The organism is Nocardioides lentus, assembly GCF_039529515.1.
Classification (GTDB): Bacteria; Actinomycetota; Actinomycetes; order Propionibacteriales; family Nocardioidaceae; genus Nocardioides; species Nocardioides lentus.
Genome location: NZ_BAAAMY010000002.1, coordinates 119,592 through 134,454, shown reverse-complemented (window position 1 = coordinate 134,454; position 14,863 = coordinate 119,592). Strand labels below are relative to the sequence as shown.

At 71.6% G+C, this 14,863-nt stretch carries 23 protein-coding genes; 1 reads left to right on the top strand and 22 read right to left on the bottom strand.

Translation table 11 applies throughout. The features are described 5' to 3' along the window. Positions 1-9 precede the first annotated feature (9 nt). From ABD158_RS04200 to ABD158_RS04105, 20 genes are all read right to left on the bottom strand, one after another. Positions 10-495 (bottom strand): hypothetical protein, encoded by a 486-nt coding sequence (locus ABD158_RS04200; RefSeq protein ID WP_344004160.1) that lies wholly within the window; start codon positions 493-495, stop codon positions 10-12. Position 496: 1 nt separating this feature from the next. Then, a complete protein-coding gene (locus ABD158_RS04195) occupies positions 497-877 on the bottom strand; it encodes a hypothetical protein (RefSeq protein ID WP_344004157.1) in 381 nt (126 codons plus the stop codon). Then, on the bottom strand, positions 877-1,305 hold the full coding sequence (locus tag ABD158_RS04190; RefSeq protein WP_344004154.1) for a DUF6093 family protein: 429 nt from the start codon (positions 1,303-1,305) through the stop codon (positions 877-879). Before ABD158_RS04190 ends, ABD158_RS04195 begins: the two co-directional genes overlap by 1 nt. Then, positions 1,305-1,667 carry a hypothetical protein gene (locus ABD158_RS04185; RefSeq protein WP_344004151.1) on the bottom strand — a complete coding sequence of 121 codons (363 nt, stop codon included), beginning with the start codon at positions 1,665-1,667 and terminating at the stop codon, positions 1,305-1,307. Before ABD158_RS04185 ends, ABD158_RS04190 begins: the two co-directional genes overlap by 1 nt. Before the next feature lie 149 nt (positions 1,668-1,816). Further along, the gene (locus ABD158_RS04180) at positions 1,817-1,993 is read right to left on the bottom strand and encodes a hypothetical protein (RefSeq protein ID WP_344004149.1); all 177 of its coding nucleotides are present in this window, start codon (positions 1,991-1,993) and stop codon (positions 1,817-1,819) included. A 5-nt stretch (positions 1,994-1,998) separates the two neighbouring features. Continuing rightward, entirely contained in the window at positions 1,999-3,048 is a 1,050-nt protein-coding gene (locus ABD158_RS04175; protein WP_344004145.1) for a major capsid protein, read from the bottom strand. A gap of 5 nt (positions 3,049-3,053) precedes the next feature. Continuing rightward, complete coding sequence (locus tag ABD158_RS04170) at positions 3,054-3,422, bottom strand: hypothetical protein (RefSeq protein ID WP_344004142.1); 369 nt, start codon at positions 3,420-3,422, stop codon at positions 3,054-3,056. Between the two features lie 32 nt (positions 3,423-3,454). Next, positions 3,455-4,174 carry a hypothetical protein gene (locus ABD158_RS04165; RefSeq protein WP_344004139.1) on the bottom strand — a complete coding sequence of 240 codons (720 nt, stop codon included), beginning with the start codon at positions 4,172-4,174 and terminating at the stop codon, positions 3,455-3,457. Between the two features lie 72 nt (positions 4,175-4,246). After that, positions 4,247-5,053, bottom strand: a complete 807-nt coding sequence (locus tag ABD158_RS04160) for a hypothetical protein (RefSeq protein WP_344004136.1) — start codon at positions 5,051-5,053, stop codon at positions 4,247-4,249. Further along, positions 5,040-6,527, bottom strand: coding sequence for a phage portal protein (locus tag ABD158_RS04155; protein ID WP_344004133.1), 1,488 nt, complete (start codon positions 6,525-6,527; stop codon positions 5,040-5,042). The genes ABD158_RS04160 and ABD158_RS04155 overlap by 14 nt, the downstream gene beginning before the upstream one ends. A 59-nt stretch (positions 6,528-6,586) precedes the next feature. Next, positions 6,587-8,287 carry a hypothetical protein gene (locus ABD158_RS04150; RefSeq protein ID WP_344004131.1) on the bottom strand — a complete coding sequence of 567 codons (1,701 nt, stop codon included), beginning with the start codon at positions 8,285-8,287 and terminating at the stop codon, positions 6,587-6,589. Between the two features lie 10 nt (positions 8,288-8,297). Next, entirely contained in the window at positions 8,298-8,963 is a 666-nt protein-coding gene (locus tag ABD158_RS04145) for a phage terminase small subunit (RefSeq protein WP_344004128.1), read from the bottom strand. A gap of 191 nt (positions 8,964-9,154) precedes the next feature. Further along, positions 9,155-9,487 (bottom strand): hypothetical protein, encoded by a 333-nt coding sequence (locus tag ABD158_RS04140; RefSeq protein WP_344004125.1) that lies wholly within the window; start codon positions 9,485-9,487, stop codon positions 9,155-9,157. 1 nt (position 9,488) lies between these two features. Then, the gene (locus ABD158_RS04135) at positions 9,489-9,782 is read right to left on the bottom strand and encodes a hypothetical protein (RefSeq protein ID WP_344004122.1); all 294 of its coding nucleotides are present in this window, start codon (positions 9,780-9,782) and stop codon (positions 9,489-9,491) included. A gap of 13 nt (positions 9,783-9,795) precedes the next feature. Continuing rightward, positions 9,796-10,443, bottom strand: a complete 648-nt coding sequence (locus tag ABD158_RS04130; RefSeq protein ID WP_344004119.1) for a hypothetical protein — start codon at positions 10,441-10,443, stop codon at positions 9,796-9,798. Positions 10,444-10,445: 2 nt separating this feature from the next. Next, positions 10,446-10,754: a hypothetical protein gene (locus ABD158_RS04125; RefSeq protein WP_344004116.1), complete on the bottom strand. Its 309-nt coding sequence runs from the start codon at positions 10,752-10,754 to the stop codon at positions 10,446-10,448. A gap of 145 nt (positions 10,755-10,899) precedes the next feature. Then, positions 10,900-11,139 (bottom strand): hypothetical protein, encoded by a 240-nt coding sequence (locus tag ABD158_RS04120; protein WP_344004113.1) that lies wholly within the window; start codon positions 11,137-11,139, stop codon positions 10,900-10,902. Then, a complete protein-coding gene (locus tag ABD158_RS04115) occupies positions 11,136-11,495 on the bottom strand; it encodes a DUF6221 family protein (protein ID WP_344004110.1) in 360 nt (119 codons plus the stop codon). Before ABD158_RS04115 ends, ABD158_RS04120 begins: the two co-directional genes overlap by 4 nt. After that, positions 11,495-12,676: an RtcB family protein gene (locus ABD158_RS04110; protein ID WP_344004107.1), complete on the bottom strand. Its 1,182-nt coding sequence runs from the start codon at positions 12,674-12,676 to the stop codon at positions 11,495-11,497. The genes ABD158_RS04115 and ABD158_RS04110 overlap by 1 nt, the downstream gene beginning before the upstream one ends. Before the next feature lie 48 nt (positions 12,677-12,724). Continuing rightward, positions 12,725-13,237, bottom strand: a complete 513-nt coding sequence (locus ABD158_RS04105; RefSeq protein ID WP_344004104.1) for an HNH endonuclease — start codon at positions 13,235-13,237, stop codon at positions 12,725-12,727. 119 nt (positions 13,238-13,356) lie between these two features. On the opposite strand from ABD158_RS04105, the gene ABD158_RS04100 reads away from it, so the two are divergent. After that, positions 13,357-14,175: a hypothetical protein gene (locus tag ABD158_RS04100; protein ID WP_344004103.1), complete on the top strand. Its 819-nt coding sequence runs from the start codon at positions 13,357-13,359 to the stop codon at positions 14,173-14,175. 11 nt (positions 14,176-14,186) lie between these two features. Here the strand turns inward: ABD158_RS04100 and ABD158_RS04095 are convergent, their stop codons facing one another. Continuing rightward, on the bottom strand, positions 14,187-14,327 hold the full coding sequence (locus ABD158_RS04095) for a hypothetical protein (protein ID WP_344004100.1): 141 nt from the start codon (positions 14,325-14,327) through the stop codon (positions 14,187-14,189). 4 nt (positions 14,328-14,331) lie between these two features. Further along, on the bottom strand, positions 14,332-14,796 hold the full coding sequence (locus ABD158_RS04090; RefSeq protein WP_344004098.1) for a hypothetical protein: 465 nt from the start codon (positions 14,794-14,796) through the stop codon (positions 14,332-14,334). Positions 14,797-14,863: the final 67 nt, after the last annotated feature.

Sequence of the window (14,863 nt, the reverse complement as noted above, 5' to 3'; positions counted from 1 at the left end):
GGGCCCGGGTCAGGGGCGGGTGGCGTACCACCAGGTCGACTCGCCCTCGTAGAGGCCGCCGCGGTTCGGGAGCTGGCGGACGGCGTCCTCCTCGGCGAGACGGAGTGGGGAGCCGTGCGGGATCGGGACCCGGCGGTTGCGGTGCTGGTGCACGCGGTCGCGGATCATGCGGACCTCGTCGGCGGTCGACGCGACCGCGAGGGTCTGCAGGTACCACTTGATCCGCCGCTGCTGACCGCCCATCAGGTCGGCGTCGATCGACCCTCGAGTCAGCGACAGCTGCAGCCACCGCTTCCGCGGAGGTACGCCGTCGCTGGCGGGGAAGCGGGCCGGGTCGGATGGGTTGCCGTCCCAGCCGGGGACGTCGTTCCAGCCGAGCACGGGTACCGAGAGCAACGGGTCGCGTCCACCACCGTCGGCGCCCACGGCGAGGGTCAGCTCGAGCGCCTCGACCCAGCGCGCGAAGTGGATCAGCTCGCCCATCGTGGCCGTCACCTCAGTCCCATCCCACGAACGCGTCCTCGGCGGCTGCCTGCGCGCGGAGGGGGAGCCGGCCCTCGACCTGGTCTGCTCCCTGCTCGTGGTCGAGGTGTGCCGGCTGGTTCTTCGACCCGTCCTCGAACGACCAGTTCGCGGCCTTGCCCTCGGGGCTGACCCGGAACGCGGTCGGACCGATGCGGGTCGAGCGGATCGCGGGCGGGTAGTCCTTGCCCCAGCGGCCGGCGGAGGCCCTCGCGAACCGGCGGGTGATGGTGGCGCACTCGTCCGCGGTCTGCTTCACGCCGCGGCCGATGTTCCGGCGTGCCCGGACCGGGATGGTCTGCGCGAGCTCCTTCGCGAGACCGCCCAGCTCGGTGGCGTCGAAGGTGCGGCCCATCAGGCGACCTCGACGACGTCGAGGCGGCGCGCGGTCATCCGCGACTTCCTGAGCACCTCGACGACGAGGTACCGCTGCCGCAGGAGCGCCACATCGTCGGCGGGGCCGACTGCGGTGACGGTGAAGCGCCAGCCGGGGCGGATCAGCAGCCCCTCCACCTCGTCGACGTAGGCGCCGACGGGCAGATGCAGGCCGCCCTCCATGACGGTGCGGGTGACGCCTCCGACGTTGACCTCCCGGCCCTGCGGCTGGCGGCCGATGCTCTGCACCTTCCCGATCGACGTGCCCTTGGAGGTCCACGGCGTGGCCTGGGTCATCGTGGCCAGGTCCGGGGCCCCGCGGGGCCCGGGTTCCTCGGCGAGCAGGGCCAGGGTCATCAGGGACTCGGCGTCGGCCTGGTGCTGGGCCATCCCGGCGGCGGTGAACATCAGAGGCGCACGCCGAGCCGGATGGAGCCGACGCGCCGGCGTGCCTTCGGGGGCGCGAGGCGTGCGATCTCGGTGGCGGTCAGCTCGAACGGGGCGCCTCGGCGGCGGGCGCCGTCGTAGCGGTCGGTGCGGGAGGCGTCGTCGACGGAGCGGGTGACCGACGTGGTGCCGGTGGGGTTGTGCAGGTAGTCGACGGCGAGGTCGATCGCGATGTCCTTCACCCACTGCGGCGCCGGGACGGCGCCGGCCCAGTGACGGCCGACGGCGGTGGAGGCCCGACGGGCGGCGTAGGTGCGGCCCTCGACGGTGCCGGGGACGCCCGGGACGGCGGCGAGGTCGGGCTCGGTGATCAGGTCGGGCATCCGGGCAGTCCCCTCTCCGTGCTGGTGGTGTGGCGAACCGCCCAGGTGTCGAACCTGGCAAGGCCGGTGTTGGAGACCGGCCTGCGCAGCCGGCGCGCGGCTCTCACGTGGCCGGCGACCCCACTGGGGTCGCCGGCCACGCGGCTGTGTCAGGTGCTGCTGTCGCCCGCCTTGCGGCCCCGAGTGCGCTTCGGCTCGGCGTTGGCGCCGTCGAGGTCGGCGTCGTCGACCAGCGAGGTGGCCCAGTCCGGCACCTCGCTGCCCGCGACCAGGGGGGTCGCGACCAGCGTGTCGGGGTGCCGGACGATCAGGGTGTGCGCGAGCACGCCCATCAGGACAGGACCTGGATGGCCATCGACGCGTTGGGGTTGGCGAGCACCGGCTCGCCGATCGCGTCGCCCTCGACCTCGACGGAGGCGCCGACCCGCTCCTCCTTGAACACCCCGCACACGATCCCGGGCTGCTCGTCGGGCTCGATGCCCCAGGACTCGAAGCCCGCGGAGACCGTGAGGCCCCAGTACGTCGCGCCGAGCAGGGAGCCCTCCTCGGCGTTGACCGCGACGGGCTCGGGCAGGAAGTAGACCTTCTTCGGGTTGAGCACCTTGGTCGGGGTGCCCTCGAGGGAGACGGTCCGCTCGTAGACCTCCGCGGGCGGGAGGCCCGCGCCGGCCGAGAACGCGTCGACCTCGGCGCGCACCGGCGGGCGGGAGGCGCCGCCGGCGAGGAGGGTCTTGAACTGGTTGCCGGCCGCGAACGCGTTGTAGCCCGCGCGGCCACCGAAGACCATGGCGCCCGGGTACTGGCCGTTGTTGAAGGAGGCGTAGACCTCCAGCCAGGCCTGCAGCTGGGTGAGCCGGTCGATGGCCGGGTCGTTCCACCAGTTGTTGGCGCCGGCGACCACGGACAGCGCGGCGTCGCGCTGGAAGTCGTCGTTGATCCAGAAGTTGTCCTGGTCGACGACGACCTTGCCGGTGTCGATCGAGATCCCCCGGGTGAGCTCCTGGCGCATGGAGATCGCCTGGACGTTGCGCTTCACGGCGGACTCGATGCTCTTCGCGACGCGGTCGTCGGAGAGCTTCGCCAGCTCCTTCTGGGTGAGCTCGTCGATCGGCTCGGAGCGGGACAGCGCGGGGAGGTCGATGGTCTTCGACTTCACCTGCTGGCCCTTGCCGATCTCGGGGCGCGCGTTGAAGGACCGGTAGCGGGCGGCGTCGACGAGGCCGCTGTCGCCGGGGAAGAACTTGACGTGGTCGGAGGCGACCTCGACGTTGGGCAGCCAGCGGGCGAGGGTGCCGCCGCGCTGCTGCTCGATCAGGTACTGCTCGTCGCGCGCGATCGCGGTCGCCTCGACGGGGTCGATGATGTCGGTCCACAGGGGCATGGCGATCAGCTCCAGAAGGCGAACTGCGGCTGGGCCGCGGTGGTCGGCACCGCGAAGCCCGCGAGCGGGACCTTCGCGGTCTTGATGTTGCCGCGGACGACCACGGCGCAGTTGGCGTCCTCGACGCCGTCGGTCTTGACGTCGCCCTTGAGGAAGCCGAGGCGCGCGCCGGCGGTGTCGTTCCAGGGCCGGATCACGTCGCGGTCGTCGACGCGGACCGGGAGACCGGACGGGAAGTAGCCGTTCGGGAAGTGGGTGTTGGCGGTGAAGGTGCTCACGTCCAGGACACCGGAGACGGCCTCGTCGAGGCCGTCGGTGTTCAGCATCCAGGAGTAGTCACCGGTGCCGTACTGCGTGGTCTTCAGACCGGGCATGGCGGTGTCCTTTCGGGACTCGGGTGGGTGGGTCAGCTGCGGGCGGCGCGCGCGGCTGCGCGGTCCGCCCTGATCTGCGCGATGGACCCGCCCTTGTCGGTGCTGCCGCCGTTGCGGCGGCCACCTCCGTAGTCGGGGTCGCGCTCGCCCGATCCCTTGCCGGTGGGGGCGATGGTGGCGGCGTAGGCGCGGACCTTGTCGGTCGCGACGTCGCCGCTGTCGGTGAGGTACTTCTCGAGGGAGATGCCCTCGATGATCTGGTCGCGCCGCTGCTCGTCGAGGTGCGCGAGCGCAGCCTCGAACTTTGCGGCGACGAGCTTGGTGCCGTACTCGCCGCGGGCCTTGGCGTGGCCCTCGCGGCGGGCGTCCTCGACGGCCTTCTCGGCGTCGGTCCGTCCGGCGTCGATGAGCGCCTGGCGCTCGTCGAGCAGTGCCTTGAGGTCGTCGCCGTACTTGCCGCCGGTGATGTCGAGGAGCTCCTTGTTGCGGTGCTCGTGCCGGCGAGCCTGGGCCCGGTAGTAGGCGGCCTGCTGCTCGGGCTTCATGTCCTCGACCCGGGTGTTCTCGGGGTAGCCCTTGTCGGGCTTGGGGTCGGTGCTCGGGGTGGGGTCGGGCGCGGGGTCTCCCGTCGGGTCGTTCCCCGGCTCGGGCTCGGCCATCATCTGCCAGCCGCCGAACTGGGCCTGGCGGCGGGCGATGGTCTCGGCCAGCCAGGTGGCTGCGCGGGGGTCGAGGATCTCGGACTTGCACATGGGTGTCGCTCCCTTGGCGGGTCGGGGTGGCCGGCCGTCCCTTGGCGGGGGCCGGGTGCTGCGGGTGCTGCGTCAGGCCGCGCCGAGGCGGGGTACGCCTCGACGGTCGGAGGGGATGAGGAGAGGGCCGAGCTCGCCGTCGCGGCGGATCCGGTAGCGGGTCTTCGCGAGGTCGCGCCGGCTGGTGCCCGGCGTGGCGGCGTACAGGGCCTCGAGGTCGGCGATGTTGAACCCCGCGGCGGGGTCGTTGCCGTCGACGATCGGCAGCACGGTGCACTTGCAGCGGGTGTGGATCGGCATGAGCTCGTCGGTCTTGTAGAGCCGGGCCGCGGCGGCGATGCACAGGCCGCAGGTGCCGGTCTCGGACAGCTCGGGACGGATGACGCGGCGGTAGCCGTTGACGACCCCGGTCTCGTCGAAGATCGCGAGTGCGGCGTCGCGGCGGGCGAGGAGCGCGTCGGTCTCGGCGAGCACGGCGGCGTAGTCGGCGGCACCGAGGAGGTCGGCGGGGGTGTCGGGGACGGCGCGGAGGGTCTCGCGGGCGGTGAACACGGGCCGGGAGTACACGTCGAAGGGCTCGGCGCGGCGGGGGTAGTCGACGGTCGGGGCCCGACGGGTGACGGTGACGCCGGCCAGGACGTCGAGGATCCCGGCGAGGAACTGCGTCATGAACCCGGACTGCAGGTCCAGTCCCGCGCGGGCGTTGGCGGCCGCGGTGGTCGCGGCCGCCAGGGTCAGGGTCGGGTTGAACCAGTCGTCGACGTCGGCGTAGGCGGCCTGCACGGCGTCGACGACGCGGGCGTCGAGGTCGGTGACGTTCGCGACGTACAGGGCGAGCCAGCCCTCCAGCTCGGACTGCTGCTGGCTACTGAGAGCCACCGGCGGTCCCGGTCCGCGGCAGGGCGCCGGCGCCCTGGCTGGGTGTCTGGAACAGCACGTCGCGCCCCTGGAGCTTCCGCAGCTCGAGGATCTCGCTGGGCTCGTACTGCCAGATGTCGCGCTGGATGATCTCGCGGGGCAGCGTGCTGACTGCCTGGGAGGCCGCGGACCCCTTCTCCGTGAGCGAGTGGCGCACGATGGGCGCGTACTGCGGCTCGATCTGGGTGACGTCCCCACGGTCGGCTTCGCCCTGGAACAGGAACGCGAGACTCATCGTGCGGGCCCAGGAGGGGTCGAATCGGTCGCGGCGGTCCTCACACTTGAAGGTGTGCTCCTCGCGGAGCAGCGAGGCGCCCTCGGCGGAACCGGCCGCGGCGTCGGGGGTGATGGTGTGCAGCGGGGTCGAGGTGTTCGCGGCGAGCCGCTGCCGGTCCTTCTCGATCGCGTTGGTGATCGGGGTCAGGTCGACGGGGGTGGACTCCCAGAAGTCGACGTCTCCGGGGACCTGCCACATCTCGTCGGGCGAGGAGGTGAACATGTCGTCGTACTCGTCCGCCGCGACGGGCTCCTCGACGAGCTGGCCGTCGCGCTCGACCTCCTTGGTCTCGGGGAGGTTCTTCACGGCGCGCTGGCGGAACGCCTGGATCTTCGCGATCCACCACTCGTCGAAGATCTTGTCGTTGATCCGGTCGAGGGTGTCGAGGTGCTTCTCGAACTCACCGACCCCGTCGCGGTTGCGGAACCGGGTCAGCGGGAAGTCGCCCGTGGGGGTCTGCTCCTTCTTCTCGTCGTCCCAGGTCCAAGCCTTCGGGTCGAACCGGAAGGGGCCGCGGCGGATGGAGGTGCCGCCCCCCAGTCGAGCCGGGAGGATCAGGCCGTCGGGGGCGTACAGGTACGCCAGGTCCTCGTCGTCCCACTCGCTGCGGAACAGCTTCAGGCCCCACTCGCCGGCGCCGGTCGCGGCGTTGTGCGAGGTGATGACCTGTCGGGGGTCCTCGGCGGTGATGAGCGACTGAGGGCGCCGGGCGCCGGGTGGGGTCACGAGGGTGTAGGAGTCGCCCATCGCGAGGGCCATCTCGGTGACGTCGCGCGCGACGACCTTCATCCCGTTGGCCCGCATGATCTTGCGGGCCTCGACGTCGCCGAGCTCGTCGTCGGCCGCTGAGGTGCGGAAGTCGCGCAGCTGCAGCCGGTTCGCGGTGGAGGTGATGAGGAGGTCGGCCATGTTGAGCCGGCCCATCCGGACGAACTTCCGCACGTAGGGCTTCCACCCGGTGTGGATGTCGGCCCGCAGCGGCGGGTCCCCGTGGCGGTAGTCCTCGAGGGCGTCGAGGCCGGGCCGGACCCGCTCGGGGTTGATCTGGGCACGTGCGCTGGCCCAGGTTCGGTTGCCGACGCGTCCCGTGCGTCGGTTGTGCAGGGCGCGGGCGAGGCGCTCGAACATGCGGCCGTACTCGTTGCTGGTGTCGATCACGGCCGGCCTCCTCGCAGCGCGTCGGGGTCGCGGCCGGGGCGCCGGTGCGACGGGGGTGGTCAGCTGCCCACGCGACGGACTCGGCGTGAGCGGCGGGGGGTCTTCTTCGCGCCCTTCTTCAGCGCCTCGAGCCGGGCCTGCCAGGAGAGGATCGCGGCCATGCAGGCGTCGAACTTCCGGGTCTCGTGGAGCTTGTTGAGGATCCAGAGCCGGTTGCCGTCGTCGTCGTAGAGGTTGGTGTCGACGCGGCCGGCGGCGGCGATGTGCCGGGCGAGGGCTTCTTGGAGGGTCTCGCGCTCGATGGGGGAGTCGAGGGCGGGCCGGGGGTCGGTGGCGTAGGTGACGGCGCCGGACGTCATGGCTTCGTAGTAGTCCCGCACGGCGTAGGCCATGGCCTGGCGGCGGTAGGTGGGCCACTCCTCGACGCAGGCGTATCGGCCGGCCCAGGAGCCGAGCGGTTCGGTCCAGTGGGGCGGGTCGCCGTTGAAGCGCCACACCTCGAAGGTCGACATCAGCGCGTTGACGGACGCGGTGACCTCGTTCTCGGGGACTTCCCACTCGTCGTCGTCGCCGAGGTCCGGGGGCCGCTCCCACAGCGCCCACAGCATCTGCAGGCCGGTGGTGACCTCGGTGACGACGATCGCGGTGGAGTCCTTGTACCGGGCGCCGTCGAAGCCGGCGGTCACCAGCGAGCCGGGGGCGATGGTGCCGGCGACGGTGAGGGTGGGGATCCGCAGCGCGTCGAACGCCTGACGGGCGGACTGGGTCCACAGGTTCAGCCAGACCCGCTCGAGGTAGGAGTGGTCGGCCCGGGGCCGGTCCCACTTCTCGGCGATGTCGGCGAACTGGCCCTGTCCGTACTCGCCCTCGGGGCCGGTGGCCTCGGTGATGGCCGCGATCCGGCCGGCCATCGTGGTGAGGTTGTGGCCGTTCTCCTTGTCGCCGCGGTGGCACTGGCCGGCGTCGCGGTGGATGTAGAAGATCCGTGGGTCGGCGACCTCGCCGCGGGCGATGGACTGGGCCTCGTGGTGGAGGTCCTCGGCGATGCTGTTCTGCCCGGGCTGGCCAGCGGTCCCGACGTACAGCGACCACCCGTCGGCCGCGGGCCGCTTCGGGAGGTTCGCGTCCATCGTGTCGTGCGCCTCGCGCAGCCGGGGCAGGTAGAGGCGGTGCGGCTCGTCGAAGCCCTGGAACGTCGTCCGGGCGCCGTCGGCGGCGTTCGGTGACCCCGCGAGCGGGACGGCCTTCCCGTCAGCACGTCCTCGGTCGTCGAGGCGGATGATCCGGTCCAGGCCCGGGTCGAACAGGTCGGCGTCGGGGCCCTCGGTGACCACCGTGTAGAGCGCGCCGTAGGCCAGCTCCTCGGTCTGGTCCTTGGTGTACGCCAGCAGCGGGATGTACGGCGAGTCCACCGGCCGGCCCACCGGCTCGCCCCAGGCGTCGAACCCGTCGCCCCTGACGGGCGCTTCGGGGTGCAGCTCGACGTAGGCGATCCACGCGAGGACCTCGGTCTTCGCGAGCCCTTTCCGGACCGACCAGCCGACCCGCTTGAACCGGCGGCGCCCGGCCAGGGGGTGTCCGGGCGGGTAGACCTCGTAGGCGCGGTAGACGATCGCCCGCTTCTCGGGCGACAGGCGGGCCGGCTGACCCTTCAGGTCGCCGGGCCCGAAGATCGCCCGCTCCTCGATGAAGTCGCAGACCTGGCCACCGAGGGTCGGCCACGGCTTCTCGTCGAGCTTCGGGACGATCAGCGTCGCCATGGGGCGCCGCTCAGGTCACAGCGGACAGCACCGCGCGCGGGTCGGGCCCCTTGGGCTGCTCACGGCGTTCCGGGGACGGCTGGCCCGCTGCGCCGCCCTGGCGGCGTCGGGCGCCGCGGTCGGTGGCCTCGGCTGCGGTCTCGATCGTCCACTCGAGGCGCCGACGCGAGTACGGCGACAGGCCGAGCTCGGCGCGCTGCAGCCGGAACTCGGCGAGCGCGGACTGCCGCGCGCGAGCTGACGGCGCACGCCAGATGTCGTCGTAGAGCAGCGCGATGACGAACATGTTGTGCCGGTCCGACGCCTCGTCCCACTCGGCCGCCATCGGCGAGGTCCACACGTCGTTCCACCAGGCCCGGGTCTGCGCGTGCCAGACGGCCTCGAGCTCGTTGCCGTCGTCGTCGTAGCGGGGCGGGTGGTCGGGCAGCGCGGGGACAGGGGAGTGCGCCGCGACAAGGGCCTCGACGAGCGCGGCCTTCGTCCCGCGCTTCGTGAGCCGCTGGTCGGCGGGGCGGGTCTCGTTGACGGCCTCGACCGCGGCGCGCAGCTGCACGACCGTCATCGCCGCGAACACGTCCGCGGAGGTCTCGCCGTCCTCGGCGCGACGCAGGGTCGCGCGGGTGGCGGTCTGGTTGCGCCGAGCTCGGGCGCTGGGGTCCTTCTTGCGTGCCGGCACGGCGGGCCTCCCTTGGCGGGTGTCAGGCGGGCGGCCCTTGGCGGGCCTCGTGGAGCGGGTCTGGCGACGGGGCCCCGCGAAGCTGGGGAACCGTACACGTCGGATTCGGCAGCCAGCCACGGTCGCCATGGGCGCCCCCGGGGGACCCCTCGGGCCCCTGGGGGGCGCGGCGCAGGGCCGTGGAGCGACGATCAGCGGTTGGCCTGGGCCTGGGTCCGGCGCGTGTGGCAGGGGCCGCAGACGCCGCGCAGGTTCGTGCGCGAGTGGTCACGCGCGTCACCGATGTGGTCGACCTCGGTGCTGGTCCCGGTGCACCGGGCCGGGCCGCGGGCGGTGAGCCACTCGCCTTCGTAGGCGAGCTGACAGTGCGGCTGGTCGGCCAGCACGGAGCGGGTGATGCTGCCCCAGTTCGTGGGCAGCGAGGCGCGCCGTCGGCTGCTGGCCCACGGCTTCGGCGTGTGGGTCGGGCACGGCGCGACCTCGTCGCATCCGGGCCGGCCGCACCGGCGGCTGGCTTGCGGCACGTCAGCCGCGTTGCAACACGATGGTCGGCGTGCCCGTGCTGATCAGCTGCAGGGTGCGCGTGCCGATCACGGCACGGCGATCGTCGGCGACCACAGCGCCGCCCGGGAGGTAGAAGCAGTGGCGGCCGCCGACCTCGGGCGCCCGGTCGCCGGTCGTGTACCAGAGCTCGGCGGTCCCGTCGCTGATCAGCTCGAGGAGGTTGAAGCCCTGCACGTGGACGGTCAGCACCTCGCCCGCGATGAGCTGCAACTTCCCGGTGGAGACGTCGTCGGCGGTCATGGTGTGCTCGGCCACGGCTACCTCCCGTTCACCAGGCCAGGACCGAGAAGGTGCCGGCGGTGATGAGCGCCGAGGCGGTGACCTTCACGGTGACGGTGGTCTTCGTCCTCACGATGTCGGTGTACGTGAGCTGCCCGGCGGTGGCGACGCTGTGCGCGAACGTCACCTCGTAGTCCGTGGTCGGCATCGGCCGGGACAGCGAGACGGTGATGGGGACCGGGGTGTTGACGGCCAGGGCGACGGACCCGCGCAGGCCGATGGCGGTGCGGTTGACTCGGCCGGTGATCGCGTCGAGCGCACGGTGCAGACCTGCGAGGTCCTCGGTGTGCTGGTCGCTGGTGCGGTGCAGGGCGGCGCGGTCTTCCTCGCTGGCGGTCTTCGCGGCGAGGACCTGCTCGGCCAGCTCGGTCAGGGACTCGACGTCGAGCAGCGCGTTGGCCGCGTCGCTGCTGGCCTGGTCGAGCTTGCCGTCCCGGTTGCGGACCATCTGCTGCGCGTTGCCCGCCCGGTCGTCGGCCGCGGTCGCACGCTGCTCGGCCTCGGCGGCGCGCTGGTTCGCCGCTGTCGCAGCGTCGCGGGCAGCGGCGACATCGGCGGTCAGGGCCTGCATCGCTGCGGCCAGGCCGGACGGCACACCCGGAGCGGACGGTGCAGGGACGATGGTGCGGACGACCATGGTCAGTCGTCGTCCTCGTCGGTGTGCCGCGCGCCGAGGACGTCGCGGCGGACGTAGTGACCCGCGGCCTCCAGCAGACCGAGACCCGACGACAGGCTGAAGTTGTCGGTCGGGATCGCGTAGCTGATCTTCCTAGCGATGTCGCCGTCCTCGTCGTAGCGAACCTGCTCCCACACCAGCAGCGCCACGTCGACCAGCACCGGCTGGCCGGCCAGGCTGTTCGCGAAGTCCTGGACCGCGGCGAGCAGGCGATCCAGCGGGGACTGCTCGACCTCGGCCGGCTGCTCATCAGGCGTCTCGTGGTCAGCCATGCCGCACCTTCCGCCGGGCGTGCCGAGGCCCGACGTCGCATGGGGTCGACGCCGGGCCTCAGATCGTGGGGACCGACCGGGGGAGCGAGGTGCTCAACGCCAGTCGGGCCGTGCTGCGGACGTACCTCTTCCGCTGGCGATTACGTTACAACATCGGCTGGTCAGCGTTGGCCTCACGCTCGGCGCGTCGTTGGTGGTACGCGTCGGCCAGCGGCCTCAGCTCCTCGATCCTGAACACAGGCACCTCGCGGCTGCCGCGCTGATGGAGGTGCTGGATCCCGACAGGCACGACCAGACCGCGGTGCTTCCACGACCGGATCAGCGACTCGGACACGTCCAGCTCGGCGGCCGCCTCGGCGTAGGTCAGGTGCCGGTCGTGAGTCACGCCAGCCAGGCCGGGTCGAAGTCAGGGTGGTCACGGTAGGCCCGAGCCAGGTGACCGAGGACCACGTCGCGCACCGCGTAGGAGCCGGTCCAGCCCACGTCGCTCACGACCGTGATCACGTCGCGGTGCGCCCGACATTGGGCCAGCACGCGGGCGGGGTCGTGGCGGGCGATGTGGGCTGCTGTGGCGCGGGTCTGTGGGCCGGAGAGAGCGAACGCGTCCGTGACCTCGATGCCGTCGACGGCCACGACCTGCTCGGGGTCGTCGGAGGCCAGCGACCACGGGCCGGGGCTGGCTGCTCGGGCGTCCGCCTCGTCCTCTGCGATGCGTGCCAGCAGGAAGTCGACCAGGGTCATTAGTCGCCCTTCACGTTGACGATCTGCGACAGGGTGTGCTCGACCTTCACGAGGTCTGACGCGTCCTCCATCACCTGGTCGATGTCCTTGTACGCGGCGGGGATCTCGTCGACGAACGCGTCGGTGTCGCGGTACTCGATGTCGCCCATGGCGGTGCGGAGGTCGTCGACGGTGAACGTCTTCCGCGCTCGGCTGCGGCTGTACTCGCGGCCAGCGCCGTGGGGTGCGGAGTGCAGCGAGACAGGGTTGCCGAGGCCGGTGACCACGTAGGAGCGGGTCCCCATGGATCCGGGGATCAGACCCCACTGGCCAGTCTTCGCGCTGATCGCGCCCTTCCGGGACAGCCAGACCTTCTTGCCGAAGTGCTTCTCCTGCTCGGTGTAGTTGTGGTGGCACTGGACCTCGCGGCTGATGTGCGCGTGCCGGCCGACCCAGTCGTTGAAGCAGGCCTGGACCCGCGACATCATCTCCTCGCGGTTGAGGCGCGCGAACTCCTGCGCCCACCCGAGCTGGCGGATGTAGGACCAGAACTCGTCCTCGCCTTCGACGAGGTACGCGAGGTCCGGGTCGGGCAGGCTGATCCATCGCTTCTTGCACTGGTCCTGGGCGACCTTGATGTGGTGGGTCGCGATCTTGTTGCCGACGCCGCGGGACCCTGAGTGCAGGAACAGCCAGAGGTAGCCGGCCTCGTCGGTGGAGACCTCGATGAAGTGGTTACCTGACCCGAGGGACCCGAGCTGCATGCGCCAGTTGGCGGCGTAGTCGGAGGGGTCGAAGTCGCGGGAGGCGGCGAGGTCCTCGAGCTGGGTGATGCGCTCGTGGGTGCCGGGTCCCCACTCGTGGCCGTTGTACTTCCCGGCGGACAGGGGGATCGCGCGCTCGATAGCCTCGCGGAGGGGGCGTCGGTCGAGGCTGGTGATGTCGTCGACGTGCACGTCGGTGCGGAGCGCCATCATCCCGCAGCCGATATCGACGCCGACCGCGGCGGGCATGATCGCGCCGAGGGTGGGGATGACGGACCCGACGGTGGCGCCCTTGCCGAGGTGGGCGTCGGGCATCAGCGCGAGATGCGGGTAGATGAACGGCATGGTCGAGGCAACCTGGGCCTGCGCGTGGGTGTTGTCCTCGAGGATGGACGCCCAGATCTTGAGCTGCTTGGTGCTGTTCGGCTGGATGTTCACGGGGTCACTCTTCCTGTGCTCGGGCGGATGGTCATGTGGTTTGTGGCCTCAGCGGAGGCGCCAGGTGTTGTGGCCGTCGGCGACCGTGACGGCGCCGTCGTCGGTGAGCCAGGTCCGGTGACCCGGCGGGGTGTAGGCGAGCAGCACGTCCACCTCGGTGGGGTCGTGGCCGTCGTGGAGGAGCCAGCCCTGGTTCAGGGCCATGGCCCGCTGCTGCTCGACGTGGAGGTGGCAGCCGTCGGGGCTGGTCGCGGACCCGCACAGCAGCAGCAGGTTCGCGGGACTGTTCGTGGCCGCCGCGCGGCTGCCGCCCATCCGGCGGGGCCGGCGGTGGTGGAACGAGTGCGGTCCCGTCCAGGCGTCGCCGTCGTGGAGGCGGCGGCCGCACAGCTCGCAGCAGCCGGCCGCCCGGTCCAGCACCAGCGCCTGCGTCGACGCGCCCGGGCCGGTGTCGCGGGGACGGACCCGGGCCCGTCCCAGCCGCGGCGCCGGCGCCGACCGTTGCAGGCCCGTGACCGCATGCAGCGGGGTGCGGCGCTGCAGGGGGCCGCCGCGCTTCACGGGATCAGTCCGAGGAACCGGGCGGCGGGGTGGGGGCGGAGGCGCCGAATGTTGGCGTCAACTCGGTGACGTATGTTCCCGAATCGACAGGCGCAGACAGCAACACGACGGGGGAACAGGTGAACGACCAGGAAACGCCCGACCAGTCGAACGACATGTTCGGTGACTTCAACGCGGACGGCAGCGTCCGCGACAACGGGCAGGTCTACGACCCCCCGCCTAACGCCGCGTATCTCCTCGCTTCGTATCTGACTCAGTGGGCAGTCCCCGAGGGCCGGCCTGCACAGGAACCACGCGGCATCTACCTCGGCGCGCCCCCCGACACTTGGCGCAATTACGCCGACGCCGTGAATCTCGTGCGCCGCGTTCATGACGAGCTGCGCGGTTTGGCAGCCGCTGGACAAAGCGTGCGGCCCTGGGACGATGCGCTCGGACAGTGGTACGAGGCTGCGTACATGGCTAGCGCGCCTTGGGACAGCGCTCAAGGCGCCCCACGGGGCATCTGCCCGTCTTGGGCTATCTCGTCGCTGGAGCAGCTCGGGCTTCTGCTCGGAATGCGACAGCGCACCCTCGCTATCAAGTCGGCCGGAGACCGAGAGGAGCTGCGTCAGAAGCTCTCGGAGGTGCGCGACCTTCTGAGGACCGAGCCTGACCTCTTCAGCGAGGACATCCGCTCGTACCTGTGGCGCCTCGTCGACGAGGCCGAGCGCGTGGTCGACACCGTCCAGCACATAGGGGACGAAGCCGCGAGGGACCTTATGTACCGGTTTGGCGGCGTCTTCGCTGCTGAGGCGACCAAGCAGTACCGGGCTGGCCACACGGAGAGGGCTGGCTGGCTGTCGAAGCTCGGCTGGTACTTCTTCGGCAGCGCGTCGGGTGAGGCGGGCAAGGCCGCTTGGGAGCTCGGCGAGGGCGGTCTCAGGGCGCTTGGCGGCTGAGACCACGGAGGTCACCACGCCATCCGCCCGAGAATCTCCTCCTCGCGGACGTCGACGGCGCGGACTTGGGCGGCGTCCGCGGGATCGAGTCGGAGGCACAGCTCGCGGTACTGCTGGAGCAGCTGCCCGGTGGGGAGCGTGTGGACGTTCACGGGCCTACCCACGGGCGGCCTCCGCAGGAGCGGTGGGCGCGTGGTCAAAGCCCGGCAGCGGCCGCACGGCGAGGACCTCGCGGAGGTCTAGGACGCCGGCGCGGGATGGGTGGGGGTCGTGCCAGAGGCGGCCGCCGCGGTAGATGACCTGGTGGACGACGCCGCGGGGGCTGATGCCGGCGACGAGGACGAGCTCGTGGGCGTCGGCGTCGGTGAGCTGCTCGAGCTCGACCGGCCACAGGCCCTTCGCGGCGAGGTAGCCGAGCATCATGGCCCACCAGTTGTTGCCGGAGCTGACGTCCGCGTCGGTGGTGTCGGTGTCGCCGTAGGCGATGCCGAACTCGATGAAGTGGGGGACGCGGTCGAGGGGGTCGCCGGTGATGGTGGCGATGCAGGCGGCGACGCAGTTGCCGAGGCGGCGGCCGTCGCCGACGAAGATGGTCTGGTCGATCTTGGGGTGGTCAGTCACGGGTGGGTGTCCTCACAGGCGGGGGCCCCTCACCGCACTGGTGCTGGGGTGGGCAGAAGAAGCGGCG

Excerpts from the sequence above, each read along its gene's own strand:
- ABD158_RS04165 (WP_344004139.1), bottom strand. The coding sequence starts at position 4,174 with ATGTGCAAGTCCGAGATCCTCGACCCCCGCGCAGCCACCTGGCTGGCC.
- ABD158_RS04195 (WP_344004157.1), bottom strand. The coding sequence starts at position 877 with ATGGGCCGCACCTTCGACGCCACCGAGCTGGGCGGTCTCGCGAAGGAG.
- ABD158_RS04170 (WP_344004142.1), bottom strand. The coding sequence starts at position 3,422 with ATGCCCGGTCTGAAGACCACGCAGTACGGCACCGGTGACTACTCCTGG.
- ABD158_RS04125 (WP_344004116.1), bottom strand. The coding sequence starts at position 10,754 with ATGGCTGACCACGAGACGCCTGATGAGCAGCCGGCCGAGGTCGAGCAG.
- ABD158_RS04115 (WP_344004110.1), bottom strand. The coding sequence starts at position 11,495 with ATGACCCTGGTCGACTTCCTGCTGGCACGCATCGCAGAGGACGAGGCG.
- ABD158_RS04185 (WP_344004151.1), bottom strand. The coding sequence starts at position 1,667 with ATGCCCGACCTGATCACCGAGCCCGACCTCGCCGCCGTCCCGGGCGTC.
- ABD158_RS04130 (WP_344004119.1), bottom strand. The coding sequence starts at position 10,443 with ATGGTCGTCCGCACCATCGTCCCTGCACCGTCCGCTCCGGGTGTGCCG.
- ABD158_RS04150 (WP_344004131.1), bottom strand. The coding sequence starts at position 8,287 with ATGGCGACGCTGATCGTCCCGAAGCTCGACGAGAAGCCGTGGCCGACC.
- ABD158_RS04175 (WP_344004145.1), bottom strand. The coding sequence starts at position 3,048 with ATGCCCCTGTGGACCGACATCATCGACCCCGTCGAGGCGACCGCGATC.
- ABD158_RS04190 (WP_344004154.1), bottom strand. The coding sequence starts at position 1,305 with ATGTTCACCGCCGCCGGGATGGCCCAGCACCAGGCCGACGCCGAGTCC.